21 protein-coding genes are annotated in these 17163 nt (G+C 62.9%); 9 read left to right on the forward strand and 12 right to left on the reverse strand.

Features of this window, described 5'->3' with window-relative positions:
* Window positions 1-44: 44 nt before the first annotated feature.
* Window positions 45-1910, forward strand: coding sequence for a TonB-dependent receptor domain-containing protein (locus DYL61_RS11430; RefSeq protein WP_135308411.1), 1866 nt, complete (start codon window positions 45-47; stop codon window positions 1908-1910).
* Between the two features lie 115 nt (window positions 1911-2025).
* Here DYL61_RS11430 and DYL61_RS11435 read toward each other — a convergent pair whose 3' ends face one another.
* From DYL61_RS11435 to nrdR, 11 genes are all read right to left on the reverse strand, one after another.
* The gene (locus tag DYL61_RS11435) at window positions 2026-2814 is read right to left on the reverse strand and encodes a cobalamin-binding protein (protein WP_135308412.1); all 789 of its coding nucleotides are present in this window, start codon (window positions 2812-2814) and stop codon (window positions 2026-2028) included.
* Window positions 2811-3230: a nuclear FMR1 interacting 1 family protein gene (locus tag DYL61_RS11440; protein WP_135308413.1), complete on the reverse strand. Its 420-nt coding sequence runs from the start codon at window positions 3228-3230 to the stop codon at window positions 2811-2813. Before DYL61_RS11440 ends, DYL61_RS11435 begins: the two co-directional genes overlap by 4 nt.
* Complete coding sequence (ribA, locus tag DYL61_RS11445) at window positions 3227-3844, reverse strand: GTP cyclohydrolase II (protein WP_016978544.1); 618 nt, start codon at window positions 3842-3844, stop codon at window positions 3227-3229. Before ribA ends, DYL61_RS11440 begins: the two co-directional genes overlap by 4 nt.
* Before the next feature lie 129 nt (window positions 3845-3973).
* Window positions 3974-4702 (reverse strand): substrate-binding periplasmic protein, encoded by a 729-nt coding sequence (locus DYL61_RS11450; RefSeq protein WP_135308414.1) that lies wholly within the window; start codon window positions 4700-4702, stop codon window positions 3974-3976.
* 54 nt (window positions 4703-4756) lie between these two features.
* Window positions 4757-5722 carry a thiamine-phosphate kinase gene (gene thiL, locus DYL61_RS11455; protein WP_135308415.1) on the reverse strand — a complete coding sequence of 322 codons (966 nt, stop codon included), beginning with the start codon at window positions 5720-5722 and terminating at the stop codon, window positions 4757-4759.
* A gap of 18 nt (window positions 5723-5740) precedes the next feature.
* Complete coding sequence (gene nusB / locus DYL61_RS11460) at window positions 5741-6241, reverse strand: transcription antitermination factor NusB (RefSeq protein ID WP_010206836.1); 501 nt, start codon at window positions 6239-6241, stop codon at window positions 5741-5743.
* Window positions 6238-6714: a 6,7-dimethyl-8-ribityllumazine synthase gene (gene ribH / locus DYL61_RS11465; protein ID WP_003176356.1), complete on the reverse strand. Its 477-nt coding sequence runs from the start codon at window positions 6712-6714 to the stop codon at window positions 6238-6240. Before ribH ends, nusB begins: the two co-directional genes overlap by 4 nt.
* A gap of 88 nt (window positions 6715-6802) precedes the next feature.
* The gene (ribBA, locus tag DYL61_RS11470; protein WP_135308416.1) at window positions 6803-7894 is read right to left on the reverse strand and encodes a bifunctional 3,4-dihydroxy-2-butanone-4-phosphate synthase/GTP cyclohydrolase II; all 1092 of its coding nucleotides are present in this window, start codon (window positions 7892-7894) and stop codon (window positions 6803-6805) included.
* A 15-nt stretch (window positions 7895-7909) separates the two neighbouring features.
* On the reverse strand, window positions 7910-8572 hold the full coding sequence (locus DYL61_RS11475; protein WP_105698453.1) for a riboflavin synthase: 663 nt from the start codon (window positions 8570-8572) through the stop codon (window positions 7910-7912).
* Between the two features lie 48 nt (window positions 8573-8620).
* Entirely contained in the window at window positions 8621-9757 is a 1137-nt protein-coding gene (ribD, locus tag DYL61_RS11480) for a bifunctional diaminohydroxyphosphoribosylaminopyrimidine deaminase/5-amino-6-(5-phosphoribosylamino)uracil reductase RibD (RefSeq protein WP_135308417.1), read from the reverse strand.
* Entirely contained in the window at window positions 9754-10218 is a 465-nt protein-coding gene (nrdR, locus tag DYL61_RS11485) for a transcriptional regulator NrdR (RefSeq protein WP_167497956.1), read from the reverse strand. Before nrdR ends, ribD begins: the two co-directional genes overlap by 4 nt.
* 139 nt (window positions 10219-10357) lie before the next feature.
* On the opposite strand from nrdR, the gene DYL61_RS11490 reads away from it, so the two are divergent.
* The 3 genes from DYL61_RS11490 to trxA all read left to right on the forward strand — a co-directional run bounded on the left by DYL61_RS11490 (window position 10358) and on the right by trxA (window position 12555).
* The gene (locus DYL61_RS11490) at window positions 10358-10813 is read left to right on the forward strand and encodes a YbaY family lipoprotein (RefSeq protein ID WP_135308418.1); all 456 of its coding nucleotides are present in this window, start codon (window positions 10358-10360) and stop codon (window positions 10811-10813) included.
* Window positions 10810-11478 carry a class I SAM-dependent methyltransferase gene (locus DYL61_RS11495; RefSeq protein ID WP_135308419.1) on the forward strand — a complete coding sequence of 223 codons (669 nt, stop codon included), beginning with the start codon at window positions 10810-10812 and terminating at the stop codon, window positions 11476-11478. Before DYL61_RS11490 ends, DYL61_RS11495 begins: the two co-directional genes overlap by 4 nt.
* Window positions 11479-11682: 204 nt before the next feature.
* Entirely contained in the window at window positions 11683-12555 is an 873-nt protein-coding gene (gene trxA, locus DYL61_RS11500) for a thioredoxin (RefSeq protein WP_135308420.1), read from the forward strand.
* A 116-nt stretch (window positions 12556-12671) separates the two neighbouring features.
* Here trxA and DYL61_RS11505 read toward each other — a convergent pair whose 3' ends face one another.
* Window positions 12672-13016 (reverse strand): hypothetical protein, encoded by a 345-nt coding sequence (locus DYL61_RS11505; RefSeq protein ID WP_135308421.1) that lies wholly within the window; start codon window positions 13014-13016, stop codon window positions 12672-12674.
* A 132-nt stretch (window positions 13017-13148) separates the two neighbouring features.
* Between DYL61_RS11505 and DYL61_RS11510 the strand changes: the two genes are divergently transcribed.
* The 5 genes from DYL61_RS11510 to DYL61_RS11530 all read left to right on the forward strand — a co-directional run bounded on the left by DYL61_RS11510 (window position 13149) and on the right by DYL61_RS11530 (window position 17040).
* The gene (locus DYL61_RS11510) at window positions 13149-13739 is read left to right on the forward strand and encodes a DUF2796 domain-containing protein (RefSeq protein ID WP_135308422.1); all 591 of its coding nucleotides are present in this window, start codon (window positions 13149-13151) and stop codon (window positions 13737-13739) included.
* Between the two features lie 6 nt (window positions 13740-13745).
* Window positions 13746-14456 (forward strand): ABC transporter ATP-binding protein, encoded by a 711-nt coding sequence (locus tag DYL61_RS11515; protein ID WP_105698445.1) that lies wholly within the window; start codon window positions 13746-13748, stop codon window positions 14454-14456.
* A gap of 1 nt (window position 14457) precedes the next feature.
* On the forward strand, window positions 14458-15723 hold the full coding sequence (locus DYL61_RS11520) for an ABC transporter permease (protein ID WP_105698444.1): 1266 nt from the start codon (window positions 14458-14460) through the stop codon (window positions 15721-15723).
* Between the two features lie 11 nt (window positions 15724-15734).
* Complete coding sequence (locus tag DYL61_RS11525; RefSeq protein ID WP_135308423.1) at window positions 15735-16247, forward strand: DUF3299 domain-containing protein; 513 nt, start codon at window positions 15735-15737, stop codon at window positions 16245-16247.
* Between the two features lie 94 nt (window positions 16248-16341).
* Window positions 16342-17040 (forward strand): OmpW/AlkL family protein, encoded by a 699-nt coding sequence (locus DYL61_RS11530; protein ID WP_135308424.1) that lies wholly within the window; start codon window positions 16342-16344, stop codon window positions 17038-17040.
* Window positions 17041-17163 lie beyond the last annotated feature (123 nt).

The following is a 17163-nucleotide window of genomic DNA, read 5'->3' on the forward strand; positions in this document are numbered from 1 at the left end:
CTCCCACATTTGTTTTGTGTACTCTTCAAGTCAATGGACAGACCATGAAACGCCTGCACCTCGCCCTGCTGCTCCTGCCCTCCTCCGAACTGCTCGCCGGTACGCTCGACCAGGCCCTGAACCTGCCCGATGTGGTTATCAGCGCCAATCGCCAGGTCCAGGCGCGCAACGACAGCAGCGCCGCCAACAGCGTCTTCACCCGCGATGATATCGACCGCTTGCAACCCTCAAGTGTCACCGACCTGCTCAACCGCGTGCCCGGCGTGCAGGTGGCGCAAACCGGTGGGCGTGGCAGCTTGCCGGGGATCTTTATTCGTGGCACCAAGGCCGCCCAAAGCCTGGTGCTGGTGGACGGCCAACGCATCGCCAATGCCACCTCGGGCGACAGCGGCCTGCAGTTCTTGAGTGTCGACCAGATTGAGCGGGTGGAAGTGCTGCGCGGCTCGCGCTCGGTGATCTATGGCAGCGACGCCATCGGCGGGGTGATCCAGATTTTCACCCGGCGCAACGCACAGGCCGGCCTCCACCCGCGCCTGCACCTGGGCTTTGGCAGCAACCACACCTGGGAGCGCAGCCTGGGCCTGTCGGGCGGTGATGAGCGCACCCGCTTCAACTTCGGTGCCAGCCTGGATGAAACCCAGGGCATCAATTGGACCCATGAGTCCTTTGCCAGTGATGGCGACCACGATGCGTATCGCAACCAGTCCTTGAGCTTGAACCTCAGCCACTCGTTGAGCGATGACGTTGAAGTCGGTTTCAACCTGCTGGATGGCCGGGGCAAGTCCGAGTATGACAACCCGTTCGGGCCGGTCGGCCAAAAGCCCTACACGGATTACAGCGTGAGCAGCGCCAGCGGTTATGTCGACGCCACGCTCAACGAGCGCTGGCAAACCCGCGTGGAACTGGGCCACAGCGAGAACCGCGACACCAAGCGCGACAACCTCAGCAACAGTTACAGCGCCTTCAATACCTACCGCGACTCGGTCAACTGGCAGAACGACCTGACGCTGGATGAGCGCAACAGCCTGATCCTCGGCGCCGACTGGTACGAAGACCGCGTGCGCGCCAGCACCGATTTCGATCAGGACAGCCGTTGGAACCGTGCGGTGTTTATCCAACATCGCTTTGAGGCGGACGCGTTTTCCACCGAACTGGGCCTGCGCCACGACACCAACCAGCAGTTCGGCAGCCAGAACACCTGGAGCGGCACGCTGACGGTGCCGCTCAACCCGGACAATGACGTGCTGCTGTCCTACAGCGAAGGCTTCCGCGCACCCAGCTTCAACGATTTGTACTACCCCGGCAGCAGCAACCCCGACCTCAAGCCCGAACACTCCAAAAGCTACGAACTGCAATGGCGCAGCCAGTTGAGCGACTCCACACGCCTGGAAACCTCGCTGTATCGCACGGATTTACGCGATGCCATCGTCGCGCAGCCGGTGGACTTCTACATCCCGCACAACGTGGCGTCCGCGCGCATCAATGGGTTTGAGGCCGCGCTCAAGCAGGAGCTGTTTGGCTGGCAGGGCAACCTGGGCGTGTCCTTCATCGACCCGCGCGACCGTGACAGCGGCCACACCCTGGCGCGGCGGGCGCGACGTACGTTGAGCCTGGATCTGGATCGGCAGTTCGACCGGCTGGGGCTGGGCGCCAGCTGGCAAGCGGTCAGCACGAGTTATGACGACGAAGAAAACGCTCATCGCCTGGCGGGGTATGGCTTATTGGGGTTGCGCGGCAGTTGGGCGTTGAACCGGGAAGTGGCGCTTTCGGTAAAGGTGGATAACCTGCTGGACAAGGCGTATGCGCGGGCGATGTATAGCTATCAGGACCCGGGGTTTGAGGTGAATCAGCGGTATCGGGAAGAGGGACGGGTGTGGATGCTGGGTGTGACTTGGACACCTGAGATTTGATCGGTGGCTGTACTGGCCTCATCGGGGGCAAGCCCCCTCCCACACTGATTGCATTCACATATTTTGACTTGTGAACACAGTAAAGGTGGGAGGGGGCTTGCCCCCGATAGCGGTCTCACAGGTCAGGCGATATCACCTGACACAACCGGGCAACCGCCTCCACCATCTGCCCACTGGGCCGCTCCAGCCCCTTATCCGGCACCTGCCGCACGCGCGGCGCCAGCATTGGCCAGGCACGCCATGCATCCATCTGCGCCTGATCACCGACCAGAATCACCTCGGGATCACGCTGCAACACCGACTCGATGCTCACCTGCGGCGCCGGTAATTTAAGGTCATCGAACACATTGCGCGCGCCGCACACGGACAGCGCATCACTGATGATCTGCCCGCCGCCCACGGTATACAGCGGCTGGTTCCACACCTGGTAAAACACCCGCAATGGCTGCGCCCGCCGATAGCGCTGGCGCAGTTCAGCCAGGCGCTGGCGCAACTGCACGGCCAACTGCCGACCGGCCTCGGCGCGGCCCAATTGCTCGGCGATGGCCTGCACCTGGGTGGTGAGCTGTTCAAGGCTATGGGGTTCGGCGACGTAAACCGGGATGTTCAAGCGCTGCAACTGCTCGCGCTGCGACGGGCCGACGCTGCCGGGCCAGAGCAGGATCAGGTCGGGCTTGAGGCTGAGCAGGCGCTCCATGTCCAGTTGGCCGTAGTGCCCGACCGATGTCACCTTGGTCAGTTCCGGCGGCCGCTCGCCACCCTCCAGCACACCCACCAACAGGTCGGCTGCGCCCAGTTCAACTACGATTTCGGAAAGCGACGGCGCAAGGCTGACCACGCGCTCCACCGCCCAGGCCTGGGCACTCAGCGCCAGCAGCAGAACAGTTAGCCAGTGGCGCATCATCCCAGTTGACGAGGGATGCGATAGAGGTAAAACAGCACCAGGGTCGACAGCGCCAGCAGAAACAGCGGCACCGCTTCCAGGCCAACAAACACAGCGAGTGCGCCGATCCAGGCGGGCAGTGCGGCAATCATCAAGGCCATGCGCCGCCGCGCCGCCAGGGTGATCCAGGCCGCCGGTTCTTCGGGGGTGTCGAGGGCTTTGGAGGTGGCGATCAACGCGTGTTTATAGCCGTTGAAGTAGCGCAGGCTCAGGAACATCGAGGCCACGCCGGCAATAAAGAACGGCATGGCCAGCACCGGCAGCAGGGATTGTGCTTGGCCAAACACCAGGTTGATCACAAACAGGGGGAGCAACGCCAGGGCCAGGTACTGCCACCAGTTGAAGGACAGTCGCCGTTTCACCTGGCCACGGGTCACGCGCGGTCGACCTCGCCCTGATGCTCGTTGCCCATCATATGGTCGAGCTTGCTGGCCTTGGTCGCCAGGTAGAGTTTGTTGTGCGGGTTGTGCCCGGTGTGCAGCGGTACGCGCTCGGCCACGGTGATGCCCATCTCGGTCAAGGCCTTGACCTTGCGCGGGTTGTTGGTCATCAGGCGCAGGGATTTGACGCCCAGGTGTTCGAGCATCGGCAGGCAGATCGCGTAGTCGCGCTGGTCGGCGGCGAAGCCCAGGCGCTCGTTGGCTTCGACCGTGTCAGCGCCGCCGTCTTGCAGCTCGTAGGCGCGGATCTTGTTCATCAGGCCAATGCCACGGCCTTCCTGACGCAAGTACAGCAACACGCCACGACCTTCACGGGCGATGGCGCGCATGGCGGCTTCCAGTTGCGAACCGCAGTCGCAACGCTGGCTGAACAGTGCGTCACCGGTCAGGCACTCGGAGTGCACACGGCCCAGCACGGGCGCGCCGTCAGCGATATCGCCGAGGCTGAGCACCACATGCTCGCGGCCGGTGGCTTCTTCGAGAAAGCCGTTCATGGTGAACGTGGCAAAAGGGGTAGGCAGCTTGGAAGCGGCGACGAAAACGACGGGCACCGTGTGCTCCTGATTTCAGTTTTTACAAAGGCGGCCATTGTAACAGCAGGTTCCTACAGACGCTTAAGCTGAATTATCGCTGATAAAGATCAATCGGTTCGATTGGCCTTCATCCCGGTTCTATGCAGTTCAGAACGGATAGGGCTGTTTCCAGTGCTCGAAAATCGGCTTTAGCTCGCCGCTTTTCACCAGGGCCGCCATGCGCTGGTCGAAAACAGCCATCAGGCCCCGGCCCCGCTCGTTATCGGCAAAGCCCACATAGAGGGGCAATTCGGCGATATGGGTCAGCCGGAATTGGGACGGGTCGTCGGCTTGTTTAAGGACTTCGGTGGCTTCGGTCAGGGCGTCGATGTAGAAGTCAGCCCGGGCATGCAGCAACATTGGGAGAATGCCGTCGCGGCGTTCGATCTGGTTGAAGCGGCGCACATTGGGCAGGTAGTCCTCGTATTTGTAGCCACGCACCCAGGCCAGCCGGTAATTGCCCAGCGTTGCAGCCGTCGGCGCTGCTGTGTTGATCAGCCCCAGGGCGTAGATATGGTCGGAATCGAAGTTCCAATGGGGATACAGCACGCCCTTTGCTTCATCGCGGTAGGAACCGACCCAACCGTCCACTTCGCCGCGCTGGGCCAGGCCAATCGAGCGGGTATAGGGCACGGTGCGGGTTTGCAACTGGATGCTCGCGGGCTCGAATACCCGGCGCAGCACGTCCCAGCCCAGCCCACTGCCATCCGGGTTGGTGTAGTCATCCCAGGCTTCACTGGCCAACATGATCTTGCCGGGCACCACGGGCACCTCATCGGCAGATACGCAGGATGTGAAGGCGCACAGCAGCACCAACAGCCAGCGGCGCACATCCATGGGACAACCTCCTACTCGGCGATCAACGTATAGAGGGTAGCGCAGCTGCGCGGCTTACGGCGTTTCGCGAAAATGCTGATAGCCACGCACGGCTGGGGTGATGTCCTGGCCAGTGGCGTCGAGCAGCGTCACGCCCTGCCCTGCCTCGACCCGCCCGATGACGTGGACCGGGCAACCAGCGGCCAGCAACGGCGCCAACTCAGCGGTCGGCAACGTGAATGCCAGCACATAATCGTCGCCGCCGCTCAAGGCCGCCACACGGGCGTCGGCGTCGCCAACGAAGGCCAGCAAGGCCTTGGACAATGGCAACCGTTGACGCTCTATCAACAGGCTGACAGCCGACGCCTTGGCGATATGCCCGCAATCGGCCAGGAGCCCGTCGGAAATATCCATGGCAGACGTGGCCTTGCCGCGCAACGCCAGCCCCAGGGCCAACTGTGGTTGCGGCGACCAGTAGTGCGCCAACAGCGGCTCGGCGATGGCGGCGTCGGCCGTGCGCTGGCCCAATACCAGCGGCAAGGCACCGGCGGCATTACCCAGCTCACCGCCCACGCACAGCAGGTCACCCGGCTGCGCCCCGCTGCGCGTCAACGCCTGCCCGGCGGGCACACGACCGAACACGGTCAGGGTCAGGCTGAGCGGGCCCCGCGTGGTGTCGCCGCCCACCAGGCCTACACCGCAGCTTTGCGCCATGCTGTTTAAACCCTGCGCATAGCGTTGCAGCCAATCGGCGTCGACCGTCGGCGTAGTGAGAGCAAGGGTAAATGCGAGGGGATGGGCGCCCATGGCGGCCAAGTCGCTCACGGCCACGGCCAATGAGCGTTGGCCGAGCAGGAACGGGTCGCAGGGGTCGGCAAAATGCACCCCGGCCACCAATGTATCAGTGGAGATTGCCAACTGCTCCCCGGCGGGGAGCGCCAGCAAGGCGCAGTCGTCGCCGATCCCCAAGGCAATGCCTTCGCCGCCCTGCGCACACGGCGCGGCGGCGAAGTAGTTGCGGATCAGCTCGAACTCGCCCATTCAGGTTTCAAGCGCGATTTAGCGCTTGTACGCCTTCACTTCGGCTTCACGCAGGCGCGGGGCCAGCTTGTCGAGCACGCCGTTGACGAACTTGTGGCCGTCGGTCGAACCGTAGACTTTCGCCAGTTCGATACCTTCGTTGATCACCACGCGGTACGGCACGTCGACGCGATACAGCAGTTCCCAGGCCGACAGGCGCATCACGCACAGTTCAACCGGGTCCAGCTCTTCGATGGTCAGGTCCAGGCATGGGGCCAGGGCCGTGTCGATCTCGGTCAGGTGCGCATGCACACCGTGCAGGATGTCGTGGAAATACGGCAGGTCGGCAAAGGTGAAATCGTTGTCGACGCGAAACTGTGCTTCGATTTCGTTCAACGACGCACCGGCCAGGTGACGCTGGTACAGCGCCTGGGTCGCCAACTGACGAGCAGCGCGACGCTTCTCGTTCTTCGATGGCTTGCCAGCATCGGCTGGACGTGGCTCGCGCGGGTTGAAGTTGTCGCTCTCGTCGGAAATCACTTGGCCTCCAACTGCGACAGCAGGCTGACCATTTCCAGCGCGGACAGGGCAGCTTCAGCGCCTTTGTTGCCGGCCTTGGTGCCGGAACGCTCGATGGCTTGCTCGATGGAATCAACAGTCAGTACGCCGAAAGCGACTGGCACGCCAAACTCCATGGACACCTGGGCCAGGCCCTTGGTGCATTCGCCGGCCACGTATTCGAAGTGCGGGGTACCGCCACGAATCACTGCGCCCAGGGCGATGATCGCCGCGTATTCACCCTGTTGAGCAACTTTTTGCGCAACCAGTGGAATTTCGAAGGCGCCAGGGGCACGGATGATGGTGATGTCGCTTTCGCTCACACCGTGGCGAACCAGGGCGTCCACGGCACCGCTTACCAGGCTTTCAACCACGAAGCTGTTGAAGCGGCCAACCACCAGGGCATAGCGGCCTTTGGGGGCGATGAAGGTACCTTCGATGGTCTTCAGGGTCATTCGACAAATCTCTTAAAGAGCGGGGACGCGAAAAGTGCGTCCCTTAGTGATGATTTAACCGCGAACAAGGGGCAAAAATCGCCGGCCTTTATTCGGAGGGCACGTATTCTACAACTTCCAGATCGAAACCGGATATCGCATTAAATTTCATCGGTGCGCTCATCAGGCGCATTTTGCGCACACCGAGGTCACGCAAAATCTGCGAACCGGCACCGACGATGCTGTAGGTGGTCGGTTTTTTCACGGGCGCGTGGTCGGCGGTTTCGCGGATATGCGCCAGCAACACGTCGCCATCCAGCGGGTGACCGAGCAACAACACCACGCCGCTGCCGGCCTCGGAAACCGCAGCCATGGCGGCCCGCAGGCTCCAACGGCCCGGTTGCTTGACCATCAACAGGTCACGCAGCGGGTCCATGTTATGCACGCGCACCAGGGTCGGTTCTTCGGCGCAAATGGTGCCCAGGGTCAGGGCCATGTGCACGTCGCCTTCCACTGAATCACGGTAGGTCACCAAATTGAATTGGCCCAGTTCGCTGTCCAGTGGCTGCTCGGCAATCCGCTGAACGGTACGTTCGTGGATCATGCGGTAGTGAATCAGGTCGGCAATGGTGCCGATCTTGATGTTGTGTTCGGCGGCAAAGGCTTCCAGCTCTGGGCGACGGGCCATGGTGCCATCGTCGTTCATCACTTCGCAGATCACCCCGCTCGGCTCGAAACCGGCCATGCGCGCCAGGTCGCAAGCCGCTTCGGTGTGGCCGGCACGAGCCAGGGTGCCACCCGGTTGGGCCATCAGCGGGAAGATGTGGCCGGGGCTCACGATGTCTTCGGCCTTGGCGTCCTTGGCGGAGGCAGCCTGCACGGTGCGTGCACGGTCAGCGGCGGAAATGCCGGTGGTGACGCCGGTGGTCGCTTCGATAGAAACCGTGAACTTGGTGCCAAAGCCCGAGCCATTGCGCGGCGCCATCAACGGCAGCTTGAGCAGTTCGCAACGCTCGCGACTCATGGGCATGCAGATCAAGCCACGGGCATGCTTGGCCATGAAGTTGATGTGCTCAGCCTGGCACGCCTCGGCGGCCATGATGATGTCGCCTTCGTTCTCGCGGTCTTCGTCATCCATCAGGATGACCATCTTGCCTTGGCGGATGTCTTCAACCAGTTCTTCGATGCTATTGAGCGCCACGCGGCACCCCCTTGGTCAGGATTTCAGGTAGCCGTTAGCGGCCAGAAAACTTTCGGTGATGTTCCCGGCAGTAGGCTCTGCGGCCTTTTCGCCCAGCAACAGGCGCTCCAGGTAACGGGCAAGCAAGTCGACTTCCAGGTTCACCCGGCGACCCGGCTGGTAGGCAGCCATGATGGTTTCGCTGAGGGTGTGGGGAATGATTGTGAGTTCGAATTCGGCGCCATTCACGGCGTTCACGGTCAGGCTGGTGCCGTCGACGGTGATCGAGCCTTTGTGGGCGATGTACTTGGCCAGCTCTTTGGGGGCGCGGATACGGAATTCCACGGCACGTGCGTTTTCGCTGCGGGACACCACTTCGCCGACGCCGTCGACGTGGCCGCTGACCAGGTGACCGCCCAGGCGGGTGGTCGGGGTCAGGGCTTTTTCCAGGTTGACCGGGCTGCCGGCCTTGAGGTCGTTCATCGCCGTGCAGTCCAGGGTTTCCCGGCTGACGTCGGCGGCGAAGCCATTGCCTGGCAATTCGATGACCGTCAGGCACACGCCGTTGATGGCGATGCTGTCGCCCAGCTTGACGTCGCCGAGGTCGAGCTTGCCGGTTTCAACCGACAGGCGAACATCGCCGCCTTTTGGGGTCATTGCACGGATGCTGCCGATGGATTCGATGATGCCGGTGAACATGGCCTACTCCTGGAAATCGGTACGGGGCTGTTGAGCGCCCGGTCAGAATTATACGCTCGCTGCTGGCACAGGGATGGCAGTGACTCGCCAGTCGTCGCCCACAGCGCGCATTTGCGTGATCTTGAGTTGGGGGGCGTCGGCGAGTTTCTCAAGCGGCCAGTCCAGCAAAGGCCGCGCGGCAGAGCCGAGGAACTTGCCGGCGATGAAAATCACGTACTCGTCCACCAAGCCCTGCTGGGCAAACGCACCGGCCAAACTGGGGCCGGCCTCGACCAACACTTCGTTGACGCCACGGGCGGCCAGCGCCACCAGCGCCGATCGCAAATCGACCTGGCCGTCGACGCCCGGCACCACCAGGCACTCAGGGCCACGGGGGAACTGGTTTTCCGGGGTGACGCAGGTGATGACCAACGCAGGGCCGGCTTTGAAGAACGGCGCATTGAGCGGCACCCGCAGGCGGCCGTCGATCAACACCCGCAGCGGCGGACGCGACATCGCCAGCGCGGTGGTGGCCTCATCCAGGCCCAGCTCGGCGGCACGTACGGTCAGGCGGGCGCCATCGGCCAACACCGTGTCGGCGCCGGTCAGCACCACGCTGGCCTCGGCGCGCAGGCGCTGCACGGCGGCACGGGCGTCCGGACCGGTGATCCATTGGCTTTCGCCACTGGCCATGGCGGTGCGGCCGTCCAGGCTCATCGCCATTTTGACCCGCACAAACGGCAGGCCGTGTTCCATGCGCTTGAGGAAACCCGGGTTCAACGCACGCGCCTCGCTTTCCAGCACGCCGCTGCGGATTTCGATGCCAGCCTGGGCCAACCGCTGCATGCCGCGCCCCGCCACTTCCGGGTTCGGGTCCTGCATGCCGGCCACCACGCGGGCCACACCGGCACTCACCAGCGCATCGGCGCAGGGCGGCGTGCGCCCATGGTGGCTGCACGGTTCGAGGGTTACGTACACCGTGGCGCCACGGGCCTTGTCGCCAGCAGCGCGCAGGGCATTCGGCTCGGCGTGGGGTTCGCCGGTACGCTCATGCCAGCCTTCGCCGACAATCTGCCCATCCCGCACGATCACGCAGCCAACCCGTGGGTTGGGGTGGGTGGTGTACAGGCCTTTGCGCGCCAGTTCCAGGGCGCGGGCCATGTAATGGGCGTCGAGGACCGTTTGTTCGGCAGACAGTTGGGTCATGGCTTGGCAGGCTCTCGGGCCAGGCGGTCGATTTCTTCGCGGAACTCATTGAGGTCCTGGAAGCGTCGATACACCGAGGCGAAACGGATGTAGGCAACTTCGTCGAGCTTTTGCAGCTCGCCCATCACCAGTTCGCCAACCACCAGGCTCTTGACCTCGCGTTCACCGGTCGCCCGCAGCTTGTGCTTGATATGCACCAGCGCCGCTTCCAGGCGCTCGACGCTGACCGGGCGTTTTTCCAGGGCACGCTGCATACCGGCGCGCAGTTTTTCTTCGTCGAAGGGTTGGCGGCTGCCGTCGGACTTGATCAGCCGTGGCAACACCAGTTCGGCGGTTTCGAAGGTGGTGAAACGTTCACCGCAGGCCAGGCATTCGCGCCGGCGACGCACTTGATCGCCCTCGGCGACCAGACGCGAGTCAATGACCTTGGTGTCGTTGGCACCGCAGAAGGGACAGTGCATGGTGGCAGGCAACAAAAAAAGGGAGGGCCATGGTAGCGCATCCCCGTGGCAAGACAAGCCATAGCCTTTACGGTATATAGGCGAGCTATTATGTTTCTTTGTTTTAAAGTCACGGATTGTGCCCTTTCTGGAGCCGTACATGCAGTTACGACCACTTGTTTTGCTTGCCCTGTTCAGTGCTCTGGTCGCCTGCAGCAGCGAAGCCCCCAAGCCTGCCGCGCCTCAACCGACACCCGCCCAGGAGAAAAAAGTCCCTGGGATCGAAGACCTCGGCCCCTTGCCGGCGTATCAACGTGAAATCAGCGGCACCCTCAACGGCGTGCCTGCGGCGGCCGAAGTCGAGCTGGCGCTGCTGGTGATCGACGACCGTTCACGCCCGCAACAGCTGCTTGCCAGCAGCGTACTGACCGGTAACGGCAAGCCGTTGGCCTTCCGCCTGCGCTTCAACCCCGAGGCCTTCCCGGCCGGTGCGCGGGTTGAGTTGCGTGGCCGCGCCAGCCAGTCCGGCCAGTTGATCCTGCACCTGCCGGCCGTGACGATCACCCAGGCAATCACCCAATCCACCGGCCCCCTGCAATTCGTCAAGGCGCCATGACGCCACCGCTGGCCCTGCAAGCGGCGTTGAGTGAGCTGATTGGTGATGCCCAACTGCTGCCCTGCCAATTGCCGGGCACCGAGTTGTCGTTGTGGCTACTGGATGCGGACAACATGGACCGCGAATTCAGCCCCGAAGAAACCCGGCGCATCCTGCATGAACCGCCCTACTGGAGCTTTTGCTGGGCCAGCGGCCTGGCGTTGGCGCGCTATCTGGCGGCGAACCCTGAATGGGTCGCGGGCAAACGCGTACTGGATTTCGGCGCCGGCTCCGGCGTGGCCGGGATTGCCGCCGTCAAGGCCGGGGCACTGGAAGTGGTGGCGTGTGATCTCGACCCACTGGCGCTGGCATCGTGCCGGGCGAATGCCGCGCTTAACGGCGTGCAGCTGGGTTATTCGGCAGATTTCTTTGCCGAAGCCGACCGTTTCGACCTGATCCTCGTGGCCGACGTGCTCTACGACCGCGCCAACTTGCCGTTATTGGACCAATTCCTCACCCGTGGCCATGAAGCGTTGGTGGCCGATTCGCGGGTGCGGGATTTTCAGCATGCGGATTATCAGCGGCTGGAGATCCTGGATGCGTTGACGTTGCCGGATCTTGCGGAGCCTTGGGAGTTTCGCAAGGTGAGTCTGTACCATTCGCGAAGATCATTCCCCGCTTTGTAGTGAGCGGGCTTGCCCCGCGCTGGGTGGCGAAGCCGCCCTAAACGCAGGCACCGCGGTGTTGCAGTTAGACCGAGCTGTATGGATTTGGGGCGGCTTCGCCTCCCAGCGCGGGGCAAGCCCGCTCACTACAATTTCCATGCTGCTTTCGGTCGTCAGCGCCAGCCCTTATAGTTCCCCCCATTCCCGCTTTCTTCGAGACGCCCCATGAGTGAGCCCACGCCGTACATCTTCGATGCCACCACCGCCACGTTCGACCAGGCCGTGATCGAGAACTCCTTCCACAAGCCCGTGCTGGTGGATTTCTGGGCCGAGTGGTGTGCGCCGTGCAAGGCGTTGATGCCGTTACTGGCGCAGATTGCCGAGAGTTATCAGGGCGAGTTGCTGTTGGCCAAGGTCGATTGCGAAGCGGAGCAGGATATTGTCGCGCGCTTTGGCATTCGCAGCCTGCCGACGGTGGTGCTGTTCAAGGACGGCCAGCCGGTGGACGGGTTTGCCGGGGCGCAGCCGGAGTCGGCGGTGCGGGCGATGCTGGAGCCGCATGTACAGATGCCACCGCCGGCGGCGGCCGATCCGCTGGAGCAGGCTCAGGCATTGTTTGCCGACGGCCGCATCAGCGATGCCGAAGCGGTGCTGGTGGCCTTGCTGGGCGAGGACAACACCAACGCTGCGGCGCTGATCCTGTATGCCCGCTGCCTGGCTGAACGCGGTGAATTGGGCGAAGCCCAGGCGGTGCTGGACGCCGTGAAAAGCGACGACCACAAGGCCGCCCTCGCCGGCGCCAAGGCGCAGATCACCTTTTTGCGCCAGGCTGCCGACCTGCCGGACGTCGCCGACCTGAAAAGCCGCCTGGCGCAAAATCCGCAGGATGATGAAGCCGCCTACCAACTGAGCATCCAGCAACTGGCGCGCCAGCAGTACGACGCGGCGCTGGAAGGCTTGCTCAAATTGTTTATCCGCAACCGCAGCTACAGTGAAGGCTTGCCCCACAAGACGTTGCTGCAAGTGTTCGAACTGCTGGGCAATGACCACCCGCTGGTCACTGTGTACCGCCGCAAGTTGTTTGCTGCGCTGTACTGACGCTTTTCACTGTGGCGAGCAAGCTTGCTTGCGCTGGGGTGCGAAGCGCCCCCAAATCATTGGGACTGCTGCGCAGTCCAGCGGGAGCAAGCTCCCTCGCCACAGCAAGCCCGCTCCTACACGGTGCCAACCCAGGTGTAGATCGGCGTATCCCCGCCGCTGGCCACTTTCACCTTGGCGCTGTGGCGCAGGCGCACCAACAGGCGCTTGCCCGCCGACGCATCGCCGGCCAGGCCTTCCAACTGATCGAGTAACTCCAGACCGCTGAGCTGACCGGCTTGGCGCAACAGGTCCTGGGCGCTCTGCCACAGGTTTTCATCCGGCTTGACCGGCGCCGCAGCGGGTGCGACAGCCGCCGGGGTCGCCTGCAATTGCGCGCCCAGCCGTGCCCAATCACCGTCGTCCAGCTCCAGGGTCAAGTCCACCGGCAGGTCACCGACGGTTCCACGAATTCGCAACATCGTCCTTCCTCCAGCAGTTTTTCTGACGGGCATGCTCCCATGCGGCTTGCGCAACGCCAAGCGGGCGGTCAAACTCCGCGCACTATTGTTATAAGATCACATAACAAAACTTTCATTTTCTGGAGCCGTCCCATGCGCCGTCTGTTGCTTGCTTTGCCGTTTGCCCTGCTGCCACTGGCGGTTGCCCATGCCCATGACGATCACGACCATGAACACGGCAGCCTCGGCGCCCACGAACATGGCGTCGGCCGCCTAAATGCAGTCCTCGACGGCCAGACCCTGGAGCTTGAGCTGGACAGCCCGGCGATGAACCTGGTGGGTTTCGAGCACACAGCCACTACCGACGCGGATAAAGCCAAAGTCGCTGCCGCGCGCAAGCTGTTGGAAAACCCGACCGCGCTGTTCAACCTGCCCAAGGCCGCCGGTTGCGTGGTCAGCAGTCAGGAACTCAAGAGCCCGCTGTTCGGTGACAAGCCCGAAGCCGATCACGACGACGATGATGACCACGATCACGACGCCAAAGGCGAACATCACCACGACCACAGCGAAATCCACGCCCACTACCAGTTCACCTGCGCCACACCCGCTGCGTTGAGCAACCTCGACCTGACCCAAGTGTTCAAGACCTTCCCCGCCACCCAGAAAATTCAGGTACAACTGATCGGCCCGAGCGGCCAGCAAGGCGTTGACGCGACGGCCACCGCCGCCACCCTGAAATTCTGAGTTCCCATGACCCAAGCACTGATCGAACTGTCTGACCTGGCCTTCAACTGGCCCGGTCACCCGCAGTTGCTGGACATCCCCGCGTTCCGCCTGGACGCGGGGGAAACCCTGTTCCTCAAGGGCCCGAGCGGCAGTGGCAAAACCACGTTGCTGGGGTTGCTGGGCGGCGTGCAGAAGCCCAGCCAGGGCAGCATCCGCCTGCTCGGCCAGGAACTGACCGAACTCTCGGCCGGTGCCCGTGACCGGTTTCGCGTGGACCACACCGGCTATATCTTTCAGCAGTTCAACCTGCTGCCGTTTTTGTCGGTGCGCGAAAACGTCGAATTGCCCTGCCACTTTTCCAAGCTGCGTGCGCAACGGGCCAAACAGCGCCACGGCAGTGTCGATCAGGCCGCCGCGACCTTGCTCGCGCACCTGGGATTGAAAGACAAGACCCTGCTGGAGCGCCGCGCCGATTCGCTATCGATCGGCCAGCAACAACGGGTGGCCGCCGCCCGCGCACTGATCGGCCAACCGGAACTGGTGATCGCCGACGAACCCACCTCGGCCCTGGACTACGACGCGCGCGAAGCCTTTATTCAGTTGCTGTTCGCCGAATGCCGCGAAGCGGGCGCCAGCCTGTTGTTCGTCAGCCATGACCAGAGCCTGGCACCGTTGTTCGATCGCAACCTGTCGCTGGCCGAACTCAATCGCGCCGCCACGCCCGCAGAGGTTTGAGATGTATCTGTTCCGTCTAGCCATGGCCAGCCTGGCTAACCGCCGCTTTACGGCGATCCTTACCGCGTTCGCCATCGCCCTCTCGGTCTGCCTGTTGTTGGCGGTTGAACGGGTGCGCGTCGAAGCGCGCAACAGTTTTGCCAGCACCATCAGCGGCACCGACCTGATCGTCGGCGCCCGCTCGGGCTCGGTGAACCTGCTGCTGTACTCGGTGTTCCGCATCGGCAACGCCACCAACAATATCCGCTGGGACAGCTACGAGCACTTTGCCGCCAACCCTCAGGTGAAATGGGCGATCCCGATTTCCCTCGGCGACTCCCATCGCGGCTACCGCGTGATGGGCACCAACGAATCCTACTTCGAGCACTACCAATACGGCCGCAAGCAAAACCTCGAACTGGCCAGCGGCCGCGCCTTCGCCACCGACCCGTTCGAAGTGGTGCTTGGCGCCGAAGTCGCCGACGCACTGCACTACAAGCTCGGCGACAAATTGGTGCTGGCCCATGGCGTGGCGGTGGTCAGCCTGGTCAAGCACGATGACAAGCCGTTCACCGTGGTCGGCATCCTCAAGCGCACCGGTACGCCGGTGGACCGCACGCTGCACATCAGCCTTGGCGGCATGGAAGCGATCCATATCGACTGGCACAACGGTGTGCCCGCCCAGGGCAAAGGCCGTATCAGCGCCGATCAAGCGCGCAATATGGACCTCACCCCGCAGGCCATCACCGCGTTTATGCTCGGCCTGAACAACAAGATTTCCACCTTCGCCCTGCAACGGGAGATCAACGAATTCCGCGGCGAGCCGATGCTGGCGATCCTGCCCGGCGTGGCCCTGCAAGAACTGTGGAGCATGATGGGCACCGCCGAAAAAGCGCTGTTCGTGATCTCACTGTTCGTGGTGCTGACCGGTTTGATCGGCATGCTCACGGCGATCCTCACCAGCCTCAACGAGCGCCGCCGTGAGATGGCGATTTTGCGTTCGGTGGGCGCGCGCCCGTGGCATATCGCGACGCTGCTGATCTTCGAAGCCTTCGCCCTGGCGCTGTCTGGCGTGGTGGCGGGCGTGGGCTTGCTCTACGTGTGCATCGCCGCGTCCCGTGGGTATTTGCAGGCCAACTATGGCCTGGACTTGCCAATGTCGTGGCCCAGCGAATATGAATGGACGCTGCTCGCCGGTATCCTCGCCGCCGCGCTGTTGATGGGCAGCGTGCCCGCGTGGCGCGCCTATCGACAATCCCTGGCCGACGGCCTGTCCATACGTTTATGAGGAAGGCTTTGATGCGTCGCGCACTCGCTGCACTGTTGTTGCTGGTGGCCCTGCCCGTCTGGGCCGCCGAGCCCAAAGAGCTGACATGGTCGGACCTGATTCCACCGGATGCGATGCCGGTCGTGCCCAATATGACGCCGCTGCACAACCTGTCCGGCATGGCCGACGCACTGGAGTCGGCGCCAGCAGCCAAGCAGGAGATGCCCCACGCGCCGGCGGTCAAGGCCCTCGATGGCCAGCATATCCGCCTGCCGGGGTACATCGTGCCGCTGGAAGTGAGCGAAGCCGGTCGCACCACAGAGTTTCTGCTGGTGCCGTACTTCGGCGCGTGCATCCATGTGCCACCGCCGCCGTCGAACCAAATCGTGCATGTCAAAAGCGAAGTCGGGGTGAAACTCGATGAGCTGTACCAGCCGTACTGGATCGAAGGCGCGATGCAGGTCAAGCCGTCCAGCAGCGAACTGGCCGACGCCAGTTACCAGATGGATGCCGACAAGATTTATATGTACGAACTGCCGGAATAACGCTGATCACCCTTTCATTGAGCTGAGTCAAAAGACCGAACGGAACGATCTTTACCATTGGACCTACAACTTTTAAACGTCCTCTGGAGCTCCCATGAACAAGTCTCTGCTCGGCGCGTCCCTCTTCGCGCTGGCCCTCGTCGCCCCTGTCGCACACGCCCACGAAGCGGGCGACATCCTGGTTCGCGCGGGCGCGATCACCGTTAACCCGAAGGCCGACAGCGGTCACGTAAAGGTTGACCAGGGCCCGCTGGCGGGCACCAACCTGGGCGGCAAGGCGACCATGAGCAGCGACACCCAACTGGGCTTGAACTTCGCCTACATGCTGACCAACCACGTCGGTATCGAGTTGCTGGCGGCCACACCGTTCGAGCATGACGTGAAGATCAAGGGCACTGCCCTCGGCGCTGCCAACGGTAAGCTCGGCACCCTGAAACACCTGCCGCCGACCCTGAGCGTCGTGTACTACCCGCTGGACAACAAGTCCGCGTTCCAACCGTACGTGGGCGCCGGTATCAACTACACCTGGATCTACGACGAACACGTCGGCAGCCGTGCCCAGGGCGAAGGGTTCAGCAACTTCAAGGCAGAGAACTCCTGGGGCTGGGCCGCGCAGATCGGCGCGGACTACATGATCAACGACAAGTGGATGATCAACGCCCAGGCGCGCTACATCGACATCAGCACCAAGGCCACTGTGGACAACAACGCACTGGGCCAGGGCACTCGCGCCAAGGTCAATGTGGACGTGGACCCGATGGTTTACATGGTGGGGATTGGCTACAAGTTCTAAGCAAAACGGCATAACCCTGTGGGAGGGGCTTGTGTGGGAGGGGGCTTGCCCCCGATAGCGGTGTATCAGTCATAAATCAGTGACTGACCCACTGCTATCGGGGGCAAGCCCCCTCCCACATAA

Origin of the sequence: Pseudomonas nabeulensis (assembly GCF_004682045.1) — a bacterium.
Lineage (GTDB): Bacteria > Pseudomonadota > Gammaproteobacteria > Pseudomonadales > Pseudomonadaceae > Aquipseudomonas > Aquipseudomonas nabeulensis.